This window comes from Halobacillus salinarum, from assembly GCF_022919095.1.
Classification (GTDB): domain Bacteria; phylum Bacillota; class Bacilli; order Bacillales; family Halobacillaceae; genus Halobacillus_B; species Halobacillus_B salinarum.
In genome coordinates, this window is sequence record NZ_CP095073.1 from 2960350 (window position 1) to 2977266 (window position 16917).

Below are 16917 nucleotides of genomic sequence, written 5' to 3' on the forward strand. Positions count from 1 at the left end.
AAAAAGAAAAGGGAAAGATCGTTACACAAAAAATCGCACCCTTCCATTGCTGGTGCGATTTTTTTGTGTAAAAGTGAAGCAATCAGTCATACTGGATCGTAAGTAGAGTGGGAGGTGATTACTTGGATTATATTGTATGGATGGTCATTATTATTTGCTTTATTGCGAGCTTTGTCAGCCTGATCTACCCTATTATCCCCGGCCCGCTGATGCTGTGGATCGGCTTCCTTGGCTATTTCTTTTTTATTAATAATGGTGCTCTTTCTATTTATTTTTGGATTGGAGCCGCCTTGTTAACCATTCTATTAATCGTCTCGGATATCATTGCTAACAGCTACTTCGTGAAAAGGTACGGCGGAAGTAAATGGGGCGAGCGTTCGGCAGCAATCGGAGTCATTGTCGGTTCATTCATCTTCCCCCTTTTGGGATCCTCCTTGTACCGTTTGTCTTAGTCATAATCGTGGAGCTCGTTCAAAAACGTACAGCAAACGAAGCTTGGAAAGCCGCTTTAGGTTCATTACTGGGTTTTTTGAGCGGTGCAGTTGCAAAGATTGTCGTTCAACTAGTGATGGTCGTTTGGTTTTTCTTGGAATTATAGGTCGGAATCTTTTCTCAAAATAGTTCAGATTTTTTGAGCAGACAAATTCATAAAAAAATGCTTGCAGAAAACCCCAGGTTCTCTGCAAGCAACTGTTCTCTTAGCCTTGACTTTTTCCCATCCCTTTCAGGAACTGCATAAGCATCGTAATACTTCGATTAATCTCAGGATCTTTTAATGATTTGGCGAGTTCAAACACAGAAGTCTTTTTATCCTCATCCGTAGACTCCATTTCCTCAAGTCCACGATTAAATCTGGCCATTGTTTCCCTAAGCGCTTTTCCATCAATTTCACCAAGCAGGAATACCAATTCAGGTATATTCTCAAGCATAGGAGTGTACTGCTCTCGATTTAATTCTTTCACTACATTTGCCAGGATTTGCTCCTTTTTCTTCGAAAAGGAATAAGCAGCGTCTAATGTCCCTTCCTCTTCCAATGAAGAAAGCAATTGAATTCCTTTTAGAATCGCTTCTTTATTGTCAGCCACCGCTTGTTTAACTTCATTTACATCGTTCTCTACCTGTTCCTCACGCGGCACTTGATATCGTTTAATAGAAGTGATTGGTTTAGCCATTATTTTCTCACCTCATTCCCTGGGAATTGGTAATCATCCCGCTGCCATTTTCGTTCTACTTCCACACTGATTTGCGGTACAGGGTTTCCGTTCCGGTGATTATTGGAAGGAAGCGGGGATTGGCCCTCTTTCTTTACAATTTCCATTTTGACAGCAATCTCTTTGTATGCCGGCGTATTACTATCCTTGTCTACACGGTTGTCCGTTAATAAATTTACGGCAGATTTCCCCCGTCCGTTTAATGGAAGATACAGCTCTTTGCCGCGCACCCGGTCGGTCACGGTGACTGTTCCGACAGCTTCACCTGCGTCAGAGATGAGCCTGACTTCTCCACCTTCTTTTATTCCGCGCTCTTTTGCAAGTTCCGGTGATATTTCTACAAAGGAGTCAGGCGTTTTCCTGGAGATGCCTTCGGATTTATATGTCATATTTCCTTCGTGGAAGTGTTCAAGCAATCTTCCATTATTAACGTGCAAGTCATATTTTTCTGTTGTTCTGTACTCAAGTTCAAATTCCAGCGGATAAAGCCTCGCTTTTTTATCTTCAAACGGGAATCCATCAAGAAATAATAATGGGGTATCTGTCCCATCCTCTTCCACCGGCCACTGCAGAGATTTATAGCCTTCGAGACGCTCATAAGTTACACCGGCAAATAATGGAGCAAGCTTGGCTGCTTCTTCCATAATTTCGGATGGGTGGCTGTATCCCCAGTCAAACCCTAATTCTTTCGCCAGCAAAGTCATAATCTCCCAATCAGCCTTCGGACCAGGTAATGGATCCATGACTTTATAAAGTCTTTGAATTCTGCGTTCCGTGTTTGTAAACGTCCCTTCTTTTTCGAGACTTGGTACTGCAGGAAGGACAACATCAGCGTATTCCGTAGTCTTCGTTAAAAATAAATCCTGAACGACAAAGAAATCAAGTTTTTCAAAAGCATCACGAACATAATTGACGTTGGAATCTACTACACCGGTATCTTCCCCATACACGTAAATACAAGATAAATCGCCTGAATGAACAGCTTCAATCATCTCATGGTTATCCATTCCAGGCTCAGCTGGTAAATCGACTCCCCATGCTTGTTCATAACGCTCTCTTACTTCATCATCCGTTGTATTTTCATATCCAGGAAAGAAATTAGGCATGCTGCCAAAATCACTGCAGCCCTGTACGTTATTGTGGCCGCGAAGCGGGTACGCTCCGACGCCTGGTTTTCCATAATTCCCGGTAACAAGCAGGAGATTAGAAATCGCCGTACTCGTGTCACTTCCACGCATATGCTGGGTGACACCCATAGCCCAACAGATGGCGACTTTTCCGCTGTTAGCAATTTCTTCAGCTACTTCTTTTAAATCCTGCTGAGGAATACCTGTCATCTTTTCTGCATAGTCCATCGTGAAGCCTTTCAGACTTTCTTTATATTCGTCAAGCTGATTCACCCATTCATCTAAGAACGCTTGATCTTCCCATCCTTGATCGAGAATATATTTGGTAACAGCTGAAAGCCACACAAGATCCGTCCCTGATTCAGGCTGATAAAACCGGTCCGCACGTCCAGCCATCTCGTGCTTCCTTAAATCAAAAACGAACAGCTTTTGTCCAAACAATTTATGGGCGCGCTTAATTCTTGAGGCAAGCACGGGGTGGGATTCAGCTGTATTAGAACCAATCGTAATCACGAGCTCAGCTTTGGCAATATCCGAAATAGAGCCGGAGTCTCCCCCGTAGCCGACGGTACGAAACAATCCTTTAGTCGCCGGGGCCTGACAGTAACGGGAACAATTGTCCACATTATTAGTCCCGATCACCTGCCGCGATAATTTTTGCATTAAATAGGATTCTTCATTCGTAGCTTTGGAAGAGGCGATAAAACCTAAATGATCCGCTCCTTTTTCTTCCTTTATTTCTTTAAAACGTTTAGCGACATAAGCAATAGCTTCTTCCCATTCCACCTCTTTAAAGCTGTCTCCTTCACGAATCAAAGGCTTTGTCAGCCGCTCATCGCTGTTCACGTAGTCCCAGCCGAATTTTCCTTTTATGCAGGTGGAGATTCCATTAGCAGGAGATTCGGCATTTGGTTCTACTTTTAAAATTTTTCTATCTTTTGTCCATACGTCGAAAGAACAGCCGACTCCACAATATGTACAGACGGTTTTCGTTTTCTTAATCCGTTCTTCCCTCATCGCTGCCTCGGAATCAGATACAGCAAATAAAGGACCGTAACCGGTTTCTACTTTTTTTGTAAGATCGATCATCGATTTAAGGATTCCCGGTTCTTGATCTGTCAAAAATCCAGCTTCTCCTTCCATCCCTTTCTCCATCATGGCATTACAAGGGCAGACCGTAGAACACTGGCCGCAATTCACACAGGAAGACTGATCAATGGGCACATCATTATCCCAAATAACCCGGGGCTGTTCACGCTCCCAATCAATAGTGAGGGTTTCGTTTACTTCCACATCCTGGCATACTTCCACACAACGTCCGCAAAGGATGCATTGATCAGGATCGTAACGGTAAAAGGGGCCGGAATCATCTTTATTATAAGGCTTGGGTTCAAATGGTCTGGACTGGTGTTCAAGACCGAACTCAGCCATTGTATTATGAATTTCACAATTCCCATTATTGTAATCGCAAACCGTGCAGTATAATTCGTGGTTTTCAAGGATGCGATCAAGGGATTCCTTTTGAGCCTTCTTAACATGTGGAAGCTCTGTCTGAACACGCATGCCAGGTTCAACTACGAGTCCGCAAGCTCTTCTAAGTTCCCCATTCACTTGGACGATACAGGAATCACACGTTTCAATCGGGCCTAGAGATTCGTTATAGCAGATCTGTGGAACAGATTCACTGGCTGAATTAATTAATTCAAGTAAATTCTGCCCGGGATCAGCTAAGTATTCTTTTCCATTTATAGTTACGACTGTATGCTCTCGTTCCAACAATTTGAATTCCTCCCTTATAAAACCTCGCGATTGTTTGCCTGGCCTTCCATATTCAGCCGTTCCGGATGTGTATACACATTCATCCTTTCCTTGCGGACAAAACCAACTGCCGTAATGTTCAAATCTTCAGCAAGCTCCAAAGCAAGATTCGTAGGTGCCGATTTTGACAAAAGCAATCCAATCCCCATCTTTGAAATTTTCAGCAATACTTCAGAAGAAATTCTGCCACTGAAAATAATTAATTTATTCCGCTTTGTTAGTTGGTGCAGCAACATGTACCCATATAATTTATCCAGTGCATTATGCCTTCCAATGTCTGAAAAAACGAGCTCAAGTCCTTCTTCAGTCGCAAGGGCAGCCTGATGAACTCCTCCTGTTTTTTGAAACATTTCCGCTTGTGTATGAAAGGCTTCCATAAGGTTAAAGCACTGCCCAGGCTTAATTTGGAAGTGATTCATAACTGTACGGGCTGTTTTAGCATCATTTTGAAAATAGAACGCACGGCTTTTCCCACAGCAGGAGCCAATCCATCTTTTATTTCCCTGGGTTAAATCAGGTAAGGAGCGATTCAGTTCCACATGGGCAAAGCCGGCATCTTCATCAATCTCAAGCGAGGCTATATCGGTCCGCTTGAGAATCGCTCCTTCTGAGGCTAGAAAACCTACCACTAATTCCTCTAAATGCAGAGGGGTACACACCATAGTTGCAAATTCTTCCCCGTTAATATGTATGGTAATAGGATACTCAACGGCCACTACATCCTCTGTTTCCATCAACTGATCCTTTTGAAATTTGGATATTTTCCATGTGTAGGTCCCTTTACCCATACTCATTCCTCACTTCCTCGGTTGTAGTAACTATTTTACCTTTTCGACGAGGGATAAAACATAAATATGCTGAAAACAAAGTATTTTGCAAAAATAAATAGGCTTACAAGCATGATGTCTGTAAGCCTGCTTTTCATAAGATTCCTATCTTCTCCCTTTCTATTCATAAAGAGCAGGTTAATTCCTTCGTTTACTTTGAAATGTAATTACTGCTAACAGAGCACTAATAATTAATCCTGTGACAGCTCCCAGACTCCCGCCGGCAAATCCTACTTTGTTTGCTGAATATAGATCTACAGCAATACCACTGACTAGCATCACAAGACCTAAGATTACGTTTGTCCATGACTCTATCCACCCGTACACTCGTCCCTGCCAGCCTTCTTTAATGTGAGTCATTAGTATGGCATGAAAACTGCTTGCTCCGATACCGCCGACAAACGAAATACTTGAAAAAAGCAAGGCTGCCCCCAAAATGGTATCTGCTTGACTTGCCCCTATTTGCAAAAGACCTTCCAATGTCATCGCTGTGAGACCAATCATCAAGTAATTGCGGGCGAGTACTCGAGTCACAAAAAAACTTCCCACTAGTCCAAAGCCAAGCGCGCCGTAAAGGAGACCAATCCCGAGTCCCCCTAAATTAAACGATTGCGAACCATAATAACTAATTAGTGTATTAAATACTCCATCTTGAGCTGATGTAACCAATTCTACGATAATCACGAGAAGAACCACAGGAGGAAGACGCTTCAAATGTACTCGTGTTTTTGGAGAGTGGTCATTAGAAGCTCCTTTAGATTCGGACATGAAATTAGGAAGTCCCTTGATAAGCCATCCAGCAGCAATAAAGCTGAAGCCATTTAATAGAAACGCCATATCTATCCCAATCCAGTAAGTTACTAAACCGCCAGTGATAGAACCAGCAATAAGGACAATTCCCAGCACTACCTGTTCCAGGCCGTTTACTTTCATCAGTCTATTTTTTTCCGTGATCTTTGCAATACTGCTTTTACGGACCGGCTGATAAAAGGCTTCTCCGCAGGATAGGACAATGAGTCCTGCATATACAATCCACAAATCCTCCTTTGAATGGACGAGTAAGAAGATGAATGCAAAAGGCACCCTCACCAAATCCGTCCCGATTAGCAGAAATCTTGGATTGACAGCATCCGAAAGCCGCCCGACTGCCGGCGAAAGCAATAGATAAGGAAGAATCCTGATTCCCATTGCAGTACCGACCGCGAGTCCGGAACCGGTGAGATCTAGAAGCAAAGTGAGTACAGCCACCTGGCTGAAGCGGTCTCCTACTCCATTAACGATGCCTGAGAAAAACAAATGCTTATACGGATGTTTCAAAAGCATAAACCCACTACCCTTTTAATTAGATATACATCTAATTAGATTACAAAAAAAAGAAGCAACACATAGTTACCTCTTTACCACTACCGGCCACATTTCCTGAGGATTTAATTCATATTGGTTATTTTCACGGTACATGAATTGGTGCATAATCCATTCTCTTCGAATAGTAGCAAAATCATGAAAGAAGGTTTTAATATATTCATTCACTTCTTTTTCATCATACACGTGTCCTTGTTCAAAGCTTTGAACAAAGTAAGACAAAATCACAAGCTTCTTTTTGAGCTGACTTGGAAGTTGTTTCAATGCTCCGTCCTTGGTTATGAAGCTATTGATCACCTTCCGCTGCTCCTGTTCTGTTACTTGTAGTTCCTGAGCTTTCACTGTTTCATCATCTCCTATTCTTAATATTGCTGTCGTCATAAATTCCAGTTTTTTTTCATCTAAATAGAAATAAATGGTGTTTTTATCTCTTCTGGAATAAACCATTCCACTGTCTTTCAATTTTTTTATATGATGCGTAATGGTTGGCGGCCGCAGCCCCAGTTTCCCTGCCAGAGCCTGTCCATGTAAAGGCCCTTTTCGCAATAAAGCTATAATTCGTATTCTTGTGGGATCACCAGCAGCTTTATGAAAGGCTACCATTTTGTCTAATTGCAACTTCTTCACCTCTTTCAATGTTTATCTAATTAGATATTAGTTTAATTAGATGGACAAGTCAATCGTTTATTCTCACCTTTGGCATAAAAAAAGCCTGTAGAGAAGACTTCATTTCTCTACAAGCCAGAACATCATTCTAGTTACTTTTCACTGGACGCTTGTTGTTTTAGAAAATCAAAAACTTCAAGATCCAAATAACCCCGTTTCTGTTCCCGATCCTCAAAGTTTTCCGTATAGATATAATTTTGAAAAGCGTCAAGAATATCTTCCAGGGACGCTAGTTCCGATTGCAAATAACCCAGTCGAAATAAATGCGAGGCAGTGTCAGATTTAAGATTTCCTTCAATTTGCTTAATATTTTCACTTTTAACAGCCCCAAAATACATTTGGTGCAGCCGGTAAAGCCGTTCCAGCTCTTCAATAGGTTCTGGATGATCATCGACACGCAGATCTACCATCACATCACTTAAGCCCCCGTAGCCTCCTGCTTCTTTCACTACATATAAAGCAGCGGACTGCTTTCCTCTGCTGTCCCCGCCAGCTTTCTGAGCCGCTTTCAAACTAGCGAGCAGTCGTTCTGCCAGAGAACCGTGATTTTTTTCAAAGGCTGTTCCCATCTCTGTTACTGTAGCTTGGTTAACGAGAATATTGCCTTGTGCCACGTAATTTTGTCCAGTCACACCACCAGCCCACTCGAAGCATTCTTTTCCCGTGTAAGTGGCTCCATTCCCTTGAGCATCCATTATTCCTACTTGCCTATGCTCTGATTGGTCATCTTTTTTTAATAATTCATTTAACGTATCTTCTGCACTAAGTCCCTTTTCTAATAAAGTAAGTCCTTCAGGGCCGAAAGCCGGATTTGCAAAAGCTTGCGTTGCTATAGCTCCTACACCTGCTTTTGCCCACGGTACAACTGAACCCACGCCAAGAAACTTCGACTGAACAGCAACGCCGAGTTCCTCCGTGTGAGGATCAAAACCTACAATGGAAAACGTCGCGATAATATTGGAAGGTTCTCCCATCTCTTCACTCCTTGTGGTCTTCACTTCTTAATTTATCATTCTTGTTAAATCCATGCAGTTCCTGCTTATCTACTCGATAAAAACGAGCCCCTTTTCCGGAAAAAGCGGCCGAGGATTATTTTCTCTGTACAAGCATGGGGCGGTTTACAAATAACAGCCCTACAAGGACAGCACTCAAAATAAAATCAGGAAGCATGTATCCTCCATTATAAATTAAGGAATAAAGCCATACCGGCTGGCCCGGCGGTGCGAAATTCCCATAGAATACAATACCTGCAGTAAAGTGGCTGAGAAATCTAAATAAACTACCGATAAAACAGCCGATAATGATTCCTGTTACCATCCGTTTCACTCGATTTTTATGGGCTGCAGCTGCTACTTGAGCAGAAGTTAAGCCGGCAAGTCCAATCAACGTAAAAGCCACTATATAATCAAGAAAAGTTTGCACCGGGGTTACTAGAAATGCGTTTCCCAGCAATATTTGATACAAGCCTAATAAAAACCCTGAGGTTAATCCTCCTTTTAATCCCCAGCGGAAAGCCATGATCAGTACAGGCACCATCGAAAACGAAACCGAACCGCCTTGTGCCCATAATTTAAAAGATAAAAAAGGAATAATATCTAGTAAAACAGCAATCGCTGAAAATATTGCCATTTCAACTAAAAACAAGACTCTTCTGCTCCTCATCATTCCACTCCTTCCCCATGCATAAAAAAGCAATGCATAACCGGTATACCAACAGGGTTGCTGCATTGCCTATTCTCCCATTTCATTCCTGCACCAGTATTAACTGTCAGGTTCTAAGGGTCTGAACAAATAAATGTGTCCACTCTCAGCCAGACGCTCCCCCTGAAGTTTTTTTCACTATTTTGTTTGAGTCCAGCTGGAAGGATCTTATGTTCATTTGATTATTTTACGTATTCCCATAAAGAACCAGCCTTAATCTGAAAATCCATCGATTGACAGGGTCAGCCTTTCACTTTATGGTTTAATTAGTAATAATTACTAATTATGAGGTGCAGAAATGGCTAAAAAGTCTAAAATTGTTAAAGAACAATAAAGACAAGCGATGGTGGAAAAGTACGGCGAAAAGCGTAACCAGCTATTACGAAGCATTACGCAGACTCCCGAGGGATTCATCCCCAACCCGTTCGCACAACCGCTGTTCCTTAACCGGCCGTCCGCACGGATATATGCGTAAATTCGGAGTTTCACGTGTTCAATTTAGAGAATTAGCCCATAAAGGACAACTCCCCGGCGTAAAAAAAGCGAGCTGGTAATAAAAAAACCATTAGCCTTTAAGACTGATGGGTTTTTTACATTTTCTAAAAAGTTATTCTGGATCGATACTTATCCATAAGCAGCTGATTATGTTGCCCTGCTCCGTCCACATTTCCACTTAGAAAAATCGGCGGATTTTCTCCTTTACTGAGTAACTTCTCAATGGTGCTGGCAAATAGCTGTTGAAGCAGGGCAGCTCCAACAACCGTTGACAAAGAAGCATACGATTGCGAGATTTCCTCATGGCAGAGAAGTGCGTCCCCAACGGGTACATTAGAATCTAACGTCAAGTCAACGATATCCTCTAAGCGTCTGCCAGACGAATGGCGGGAAGGTTGAGAACTTTCATATTGACGGGACAATAAGCCAATAACAAGCACCTTTGCTGTCTCCTTTCCATATAAAGCTGCTTCAATGGGAGCAGGATTTCTACCAGAATTCGAAATGACAATGAGACAATCCTGCGGCTGGAAATCTACAGACTTTAAATGATCATTAACAACGCCATGTTTTTTTTCATTCCGACTTGCCTTGGCTCCTCCTTTGTGCAGCATGAGAGAGTCAATCATTATCGGGTGAACTGGAGCAAGGCCACCTGCCCGGTAGTATGAATCCTGAGCAAGAAGAGCGGAATGACCACATCCAAACAAATGAATAATTCCATCATTCATAATGGACTCCGCTAACTGTTCGCTTATTACGTCCACGGACCTCTCTGTTCTCTTTGCTAAATCATTTAAAGTTTGTGCAGCTTTACTTAAATACTGCATAGGAGCACCACCTCATGAGCGATATATATCGCTGATAAATTTATACCGATCAGCACGGTAAGCAGATTTTACAATTTCAAACGGAGTTCCATCCTGTAAATAACTGTTACGCTCAATAAGAAGAATGGCAGACGATTGAGGAACGTCCAGCAGCTCTGCTTGATAGGTATCCGCGGTCGTTGCTTCAATCATTTGCGTTGCTTTTGCAATCGTAAGCTTCTCTGTTTTTTCAATATACTGGTACAATGACCCTTGTACATCCTTTTCGCTTAAATCAGGAATTAAAGTAACAGGAATAAATGTATGCTCTACAGCCATTGGCTTTTGATCAGCAAAACGGATTCTCGTAATTTTGTAAACCTTTTGATTGGGATCCATTTGCAATTTTCTAGCCATCTCTTTTGACACAGGAATGACATCGAATTCTAAAAGTTCACTGCTGGCTTCCATTCCTCTTTGATTCATATCTTCTGTGAAACTAGTCATTCCCTGCAAAGGTTGTTCTATTTTGCTTTCGGCCACAAATGTTCCTTTTCCTTTTGCGCGATAAAGAAACCCCTCACTAACCATATTGGTTATGGCCTGCCTGACCGTCATACGACTAACGTCATAATGCTCGGAAAGTTCTCTTTCCGAAGGAATCATATCCCCAGGCTTGAACTCTTTGTTTTCCATCCTTTGTTTTAGATCTTCTTCGATTTGAAAATACATCGGCAGTGGAGAATTTTTATTTACCATCCATGAATCCCCCTTAAGTTTCCTGATAAGCATCTTCATCTACGATGAGAGTAACATTCGGATGTTCGCTCAGTACAGATGCAGGGAACTGTTCATCCGTTTCACCTTTCAATAGACGTTTAATTGCTGCTGCTTTACGTTTTCCCGAAGCTAAAAGCAGGATTTCGCTGCTCCGCAAAATTGACCCGATTCCCATTGTAATCGCTTGGTTGGGAACTTCTTCAAAAGAATGGAAAAAACGAGCATTGGCTTCTCTTGTAGAAGCTGCTAAGTCAACAATATGGGTAAAGCTGTTAAAAGGTGTCCCTGGTTCATTAAAACCTATGTGGCCGTTCTCTCCGATGCCTAGTAATTGTAAGTCTGGAGGGCCGATTTGCGAAATAATTTCCTCGTACCGCCTGCATTCCTCATGAAGATTTGCTGCCAGCCCATCAGGGATAAAGGTATTCTTTTCGTCTATATTAATGTGATTGAACAAATGTTTTTTCATAAACACATGATAGCTCTGAGGATGATCGGGATCTAACCCAATATATTCATCTAAATTCAGTGAAGAAACTTGAGAAAAATCCAGCTGCTTTTGTTGATAAGCTTCTACAAGCTCGTTATATGTTCCGAGCGGAGTACTCCCTGTAGCAAGACCAAGCACAATGCGAGGGTTTTTCCGCACTTTTTCTGCGATGATTTTTGCTGTAATCGCGCTTAAATCTTCATAGTCTGCAGCTACAATAACATTCATAACATTTCCTCCCTTCGGTCATAAGCAATCGCCCCTCTGCAAATCGTCATGACCACGTTTCCTTCCTCATTCACTAACACGAGATCCGCATCTTTTCCCTCTTTGATACTTCCTTTACGGTCATATACATTCAGCTGCTTCGCAGCGTTACCAGAAGTAATCTCGGCTAAATCCGAATAGCTTAAATCAAGATCACGTTTCATCTTTTTCATAGCTTCAGACAAAGTCAGTATACTTCCAGCTAGTGTGCCATCAGCTAACCTTGCTTCACCATTATTCACCCACACGTTTTGTCCACCTAGATCATATTCCCCATCTGGCAGACATTTCGCACGCATAGCATCCGTAATGAGGATGGTTCGATCAGTGCCTGTGTGACGATACGCAATTTCTATAGCTTCTTTACGAGAATGAATATAATCCACGATCATTTCTACTTTCAACAGCGGGTTTACAAAAGCAGCCCCGACTATCCCTGGTTCTCTATGATGTAATCCGCTCATTTGGTTATAAAGATGAGTAACATGCCGCGCTCCATGCGCTACGGCTTGATTTACAGTCTCTATACCGGCTTCACTATGACCAATAGATGCAATGATCCCTCTTTTATGAAGATGCTGAATGAGTTCCATAGCCCCCTCTACTTCAGGAGCTAGAGTCACGAGCTTAATCAAACTGCGGCTGGCTTCATTATAGCGGTCAAATTGAGACACGTCCGGCGCCTGTACATGCTCAAGCGGCTGAGCCCCGACCTTATTTCTCGAAATAAATGGACCCTCGAGATGAACGCCCAAAATTTCTGCAGCTGCTTCTGCCTGTCCTTCACTCGTATAGGATGCAATATTGGATAAAGCATTCATAATTGCATTTTCAGACTGAGTCATCGTCGTCGGAAGAAAACTAGTCGTTCCTTCCTTAGGAAGCTGCCCAGCCATTCCCTTTAAAGATTGGAAGGAAGCATCCATAACATCGTGGCCGGCTGCCCCGTGAATATGAACATCAATAAAACCAGGCAAAAGGGACAAGTCATGTCTTCCCCCATCGATTATGACTTCTGCTCCCCCTATAGAATGCCGAGCAATTTTTGTAATTTTTCCGTTTTCAACTAATAATGCCCCTTTTTCGATTACACTTTTTTCGGAGACAATTCTAATGTTAGTAAATTCTATAGCCGTCACGGTTACCTCCTCCTTGTGAAAATGTAAAAAGGGGGAATTCCCCCCCTTTGTTATTTTATTGATAGGATGCCAGTCTGTCCTTGTGTGACATGACCTGTTTTATGAAGAGTTATATTTTCATTTTCTAAGTTTGTAAAAATCACAGGCGTAATAACTGAAGGAACTTTACGCTCTATTTCTTTTAAATCCGCCCGGATAAGAGGCTCGCCTTGTTTCACACTTTGTCCTTCTTCGACTAACGTTTCAAAGCCCTCTCCTTTTAATTTCACCGTATCAAGGCCGATATGAATCAATATTTCCAACCCATTTTCCAAGACAAGGCCGATGGCATGTTTCGTTGGAAATACTTGAATTACTTTTCCATTAACAGGTGAAGTAAACGTCTCTTGTTCAGGCTTAATGGCAAACCCCGGTCCCATCATTCCCTCGGCAAAAACTTGATCCGGCACCTCTTCAAGTTTTAACACTTTTCCGGTTACCGGCATGCTGAATGCCTGTTCTGAAAGAGAGCATGAAGCTTGCTTCGTTTTGCTTCCAGTTGACGAATGAGTCGATTGAGGGGGTTGTTGATTGCCTCCTTGCATTCGCTTTCTCATTGCTTCAGCTAGAAATTCTACAGATGTCCCTACAATAACTTGAAGATTGGTTTTTCCGACTTTCATTACCCCACGGGCTCCATATTGTTTCAGCTTATTCTCCTGTACTTTTTCTCTGTCATTCATCTGCAAACGCAGGCGGGTCGTACAATAATCAAGGGATTTAATATTTTCCGATCCCCCAAGAGCTTCTAAATAATAGTAGGATTTTTCATCAAAATCGTCTTTGCTTGAATCCTGAGAACCAACTTGCTGTGTTTCTTCAACAAAATCTTCATCCTCATCTTCACGTCCAGGAGTTTTTAAATCCAGTTTAGTAATTAAGAAGTAAAAGACAACAAAATAGATTGCTCCGAAAATCAAGCCTAGAATAATGAGTAGAAACGGTTTCTCAGCAATGTTGTAGTTGAGGACAAAGTCAATCAACCCTGCTGAGAATCCAAACCCATCGCGAATGCCTAACAACTGAGCCACAACCATAGATGCCCCCGTTAGTAAAGCATGAACTCCATAAAGCAATGGAGATAAGAACATAAATGAAAACTCAATAGGTTCGGTGACACCAGTAAGGAATGAAGTCAGGGCTATACTGATGAACATACCTCCGACTGCAGATTTACGATGCTTCTTAGCAGCCGCATACATCGCTAAACAAGCAGCTGGAAGTCCGAACATCATTACCGGGAAAAAGCCTGCCAGGAAATGTCCTGCTTCAGGATCTCCATTCAAGAAACGGTTGATTTCACCATGAACAACATCACCAGCAGCAGTAGTATAAGAGCCAAAATCAAACCAGATTAACGTATTGATTACGTGATGCAGACCGACAGGAATCAATAGTCTGTTAAGTACGCCATATACCCCTACTCCGAGCGAACCGGAATTTAAGATCCAATGCGCAGCTGAATCGATGACAAACTGAGGGTAAACCCATAAGTATCCAAAGATAAAGGCCAGGACGACCATTGATCCGGAAGTAATGATCGGAACAAATCGCTTGCCTCCAAAGAAGGAAAGAAAGTCAGGGAATTTCACATCGTGGTACCGGTTGTAAAGCATCCCGGCTACGATCCCTGCGATAATTCCAGAAAATACCCCCATATTTACATCTTCGTTAATCGATGCAATTCCGTTATCTAGCACTAAATAACCGACAGCACCAGCTAATGCTGCAGCCCCATTACCGTCTTTTGCAAATCCCATGGCTATACCTATCGCAAATATGAGTCCCAAATTCGTTAATATGCCATTCCCTGCTGCTGTAATAAATGGAATGTCCAATAAGTCTTCCATGCCCAGCCTTACAAGCAGGGCAGCAGCGGGTAAAGTTGCAATGGGAAACATGAGTGACTTCCCAATTCTCTGCAAGAAATTTAACATGTGTATCCTCCTTAAGAAGTAATGATTAATGAAAACGCTTCATGGTCATCTTATCATCTTAACATATAGTTGTCTATACCAATTCATTTTTAAAAGCTCATACAGGTTCCTTAACCTTAATGAGCAAGTTCCTTACTTACTTCGTGTTAATGTAGGTTTCAAAAAATTCGAGGCTCCTTTCAAGAATCAGATCCTGATCATGATCGAGCGTTGCCACATGGTAACTGTTTTCCAAGTGAACCAATTCTTTATGCTCGGAAAAGACGGTTTCAAATATTTCTTCAGAGTTTCCAGGTGGTACAACGTGGTCTTCATCAGAAACAAATAAGAGAATAGGACAATGAATCCCATTCAGCCGTTTCCTTACATTCGTCATCAAGCGGACGAAAGCCGCCACTGATCCTACAGGTGTTTCTTGATAAGCAAGCTCAAATGCCCCCTCTTTATGAATGTCCGACCCAATCGCAGCCAGAAAATGCTCGGTCGATTCCTCGGCAGACTGCTCTAATTTCGGCATATCAATGGCTCCATTGATGGATATGACTCCTTTTACTTCCTTAAACGTTTCTGCTATGTAAAGGGCAAGTGTTCCTCCCATCGACAAACCTGCGACAAATACCATCTCGCATCTTTCCTGAAGCCAATGATAGGCATTTTCCACTGAAAGAATCCAATCCTTTTCACTCGTTTCTTCCATATCTTCCGGCGACGTGCCGTGACCAGCAAGTCTTGGAGAGATCACCGTGTACCCCTCCCTGCTAAAGGCATCTGCTAATGGTTTTATGCTTTGAGTCGTACCTGTGAATCCATGAGAGATCAGAATCCCGACCTCGTTCCCCTCATATTGGAGCGTTTCTGCGTCTTTCATAACTTCCGCCATCTAAGTCTTCCTCCTTTAAACGCTTGTCGTTAACGTGTGTACCCTTATTTCATAGAATTAATCCGTGAAATTACCGTTCTTATTTGTTGTGAAAATGTTAAGATGAAACTATTGCCTTTTGTTTATCAGGACGATACAAGCCACTTAAAAGACATATGTGTTAAAAATTTCACGAATAAATAATAGATCGCATTGAAAGGAAGTTCCGATGAATACGAAAGAAAAGCTTCAAAAAATTTCTCCTTCCTATGATCCATGGGAAGCTTATATGGATGTTGAAAAATTCGGAAACATGACGCTTTCAAATATTGAATTCACTACTACTACCCTTTGTAATATGCGTTGTGAGCACTGTGCAGTTGGATACACTTTACAATCTAAAGATCCGGAGGCACTCCCGATGGATTTGATTTTAAAGCGTCTCGATGAAATCCCTCATTTGCGGACATTGAGTATAACAGGCGGGGAACCAATGATGTCTAAGAAATCTGTGCAGAATTATGTTCTTCCACTATTGAAATATGCGCACCACCGTGGTGTACGAACACAGATTAATTCGAACCTTACATTACCCTACAACCGATACACGGAAATCATCCCTTATTTAGATGTTTTACATATTTCACATAACTGGGGAACTGTGGAAGAATTTGTCCACACTGGTTTTGCACGTATGGAGAAGAAACCTACAGAAGACAGCAGGAGAATGTTTTTTGATAAAATGGTAGAAAATTCACAGCGGCTTTCCGAGGAAGGTGTAATGGTATCTGCAGAAACAATGCTTAACAAACGGACATTCCCTTACCTGGAGAAGATTCACGATCACGTGAAGGAAATGAAATGTGCCCGGCACGAAATTCACCCAATGTATCCTGTCGATTTTGCAAGCAGTTTAGAGACGTTACGTTTGGAAGAGATGCGGGAAGGAATCACACGTCTGCTCGATCACAAACATGAAGATTTGTGGATGCTTTTTGGCACACTTCCTTTCTACCCATGCAGTTCGTCTGAATCCGATTTGCAAATGCTCCGCCGTCTTTATCATTCAGATAATGTCACCGTACGTAATGATCCAGACGGCCGTTCAAGACTAAACGTTAACATTTTCACTGGAGATATCATCGTCACGGATTTTGCAGACGAACCTTCACTGGGAAATATTCAAACCACTGGTCTTCCTGAGGCCTATGAAAAATGGATGGATACAAAGACGGCGAAAAGTCTTAACTGCCATTGTCCTGCAGTACAATGTCTCGGGCCAAATATCCTCGTGAAAAATACGTATTACCCAGAGGTTAACTTTAAAGAAAGATCAAGCCGGCTTTAAGGTTTTGGAATGGGTAAGTCGGAAACTAGTACTAAGGCAGGC

14 protein-coding genes and 2 pseudogenes are annotated in these 16917 nt (G+C 42.2%); 3 read left to right on the forward strand and 13 right to left on the reverse strand.

Annotated elements, in window-relative coordinates; all coding sequences use genetic code 11:
- Positions 1-140: 140 nt before the first annotated feature.
- Positions 141-598 (forward strand): annotated as a pseudogene (locus MUN89_RS15220) (DUF456 domain-containing protein).
- A gap of 100 nt (positions 599-698) precedes the next feature.
- On the opposite strand, the gene MUN89_RS15225 reads toward MUN89_RS15220, so the two are convergent.
- The 7 genes from MUN89_RS15225 to thiT all read right to left on the reverse strand — a co-directional run bounded on the left by MUN89_RS15225 (position 699) and on the right by thiT (position 8739).
- Positions 699-1172 (reverse strand): helical membrane plugin domain-containing protein, encoded by a 474-nt coding sequence (locus MUN89_RS15225; RefSeq protein WP_244708627.1) that lies wholly within the window; start codon positions 1170-1172, stop codon positions 699-701.
- A complete protein-coding gene (fdhF, locus tag MUN89_RS15230; RefSeq protein WP_244708628.1) occupies positions 1172-4117 on the reverse strand; it encodes a formate dehydrogenase subunit alpha in 2946 nt (981 codons plus the stop codon). Before fdhF ends, MUN89_RS15225 begins: the two co-directional genes overlap by 1 nt.
- 14 nt (positions 4118-4131) lie before the next feature.
- The gene (gene fdhD, locus MUN89_RS15235; RefSeq protein WP_244713849.1) at positions 4132-4944 is read right to left on the reverse strand and encodes a formate dehydrogenase accessory sulfurtransferase FdhD; all 813 of its coding nucleotides are present in this window, start codon (positions 4942-4944) and stop codon (positions 4132-4134) included.
- Between the two features lie 177 nt (positions 4945-5121).
- Positions 5122-6306, reverse strand: a complete 1185-nt coding sequence (locus tag MUN89_RS15240; RefSeq protein WP_244708629.1) for an MFS transporter — start codon at positions 6304-6306, stop codon at positions 5122-5124.
- Positions 6307-6372: 66 nt separating this feature from the next.
- Positions 6373-6963 carry a DUF2087 domain-containing protein gene (locus tag MUN89_RS15245; protein ID WP_244708630.1) on the reverse strand — a complete coding sequence of 197 codons (591 nt, stop codon included), beginning with the start codon at positions 6961-6963 and terminating at the stop codon, positions 6373-6375.
- 140 nt (positions 6964-7103) lie between these two features.
- A complete protein-coding gene (locus MUN89_RS15250; protein WP_244708631.1) occupies positions 7104-7985 on the reverse strand; it encodes a DUF1028 domain-containing protein in 882 nt (293 codons plus the stop codon).
- A gap of 115 nt (positions 7986-8100) precedes the next feature.
- A complete protein-coding gene (gene thiT, locus MUN89_RS15255) occupies positions 8101-8739 on the reverse strand; it encodes an energy-coupled thiamine transporter ThiT (protein ID WP_318036090.1) in 639 nt (212 codons plus the stop codon).
- A 316-nt stretch (positions 8740-9055) separates the two neighbouring features.
- Here thiT and rpsN point away from each other — a divergent pair.
- Positions 9056-9266 (forward strand): annotated as a pseudogene (gene rpsN / locus MUN89_RS15260) (30S ribosomal protein S14).
- A 45-nt stretch (positions 9267-9311) separates the two neighbouring features.
- On the opposite strand, the gene MUN89_RS15265 reads toward rpsN, so the two are convergent.
- From MUN89_RS15265 to MUN89_RS15290, 6 genes are all read right to left on the reverse strand, one after another.
- Positions 9312-10037: an SIS domain-containing protein gene (locus MUN89_RS15265; RefSeq protein WP_244708632.1), complete on the reverse strand. Its 726-nt coding sequence runs from the start codon at positions 10035-10037 to the stop codon at positions 9312-9314.
- Positions 10038-10049: 12 nt separating this feature from the next.
- A complete protein-coding gene (locus tag MUN89_RS15270) occupies positions 10050-10775 on the reverse strand; it encodes a GntR family transcriptional regulator (RefSeq protein WP_244708633.1) in 726 nt (241 codons plus the stop codon).
- 13 nt (positions 10776-10788) lie between these two features.
- Positions 10789-11514 (reverse strand): glucosamine-6-phosphate deaminase, encoded by a 726-nt coding sequence (gene nagB, locus MUN89_RS15275; protein ID WP_244708634.1) that lies wholly within the window; start codon positions 11512-11514, stop codon positions 10789-10791.
- On the reverse strand, positions 11511-12692 hold the full coding sequence (gene nagA / locus MUN89_RS15280) for an N-acetylglucosamine-6-phosphate deacetylase (protein ID WP_244708635.1): 1182 nt from the start codon (positions 12690-12692) through the stop codon (positions 11511-11513). Before nagA ends, nagB begins: the two co-directional genes overlap by 4 nt.
- A gap of 50 nt (positions 12693-12742) precedes the next feature.
- Positions 12743-14668, reverse strand: coding sequence for an N-acetylglucosamine-specific PTS transporter subunit IIBC (gene nagE / locus MUN89_RS15285; protein ID WP_244708636.1), 1926 nt, complete (start codon positions 14666-14668; stop codon positions 12743-12745).
- Between the two features lie 136 nt (positions 14669-14804).
- On the reverse strand, positions 14805-15548 hold the full coding sequence (locus MUN89_RS15290; RefSeq protein WP_244708637.1) for an alpha/beta hydrolase: 744 nt from the start codon (positions 15546-15548) through the stop codon (positions 14805-14807).
- Positions 15549-15756: 208 nt separating this feature from the next.
- Here MUN89_RS15290 and yfkAB point away from each other — a divergent pair, with 208 nt between their 5' ends.
- Positions 15757-16875 (forward strand): radical SAM/CxCxxxxC motif protein YfkAB, encoded by a 1119-nt coding sequence (yfkAB, locus tag MUN89_RS15295; protein ID WP_244708638.1) that lies wholly within the window; start codon positions 15757-15759, stop codon positions 16873-16875.
- The last annotated feature ends 42 nt before the right edge of the window (positions 16876-16917 follow it).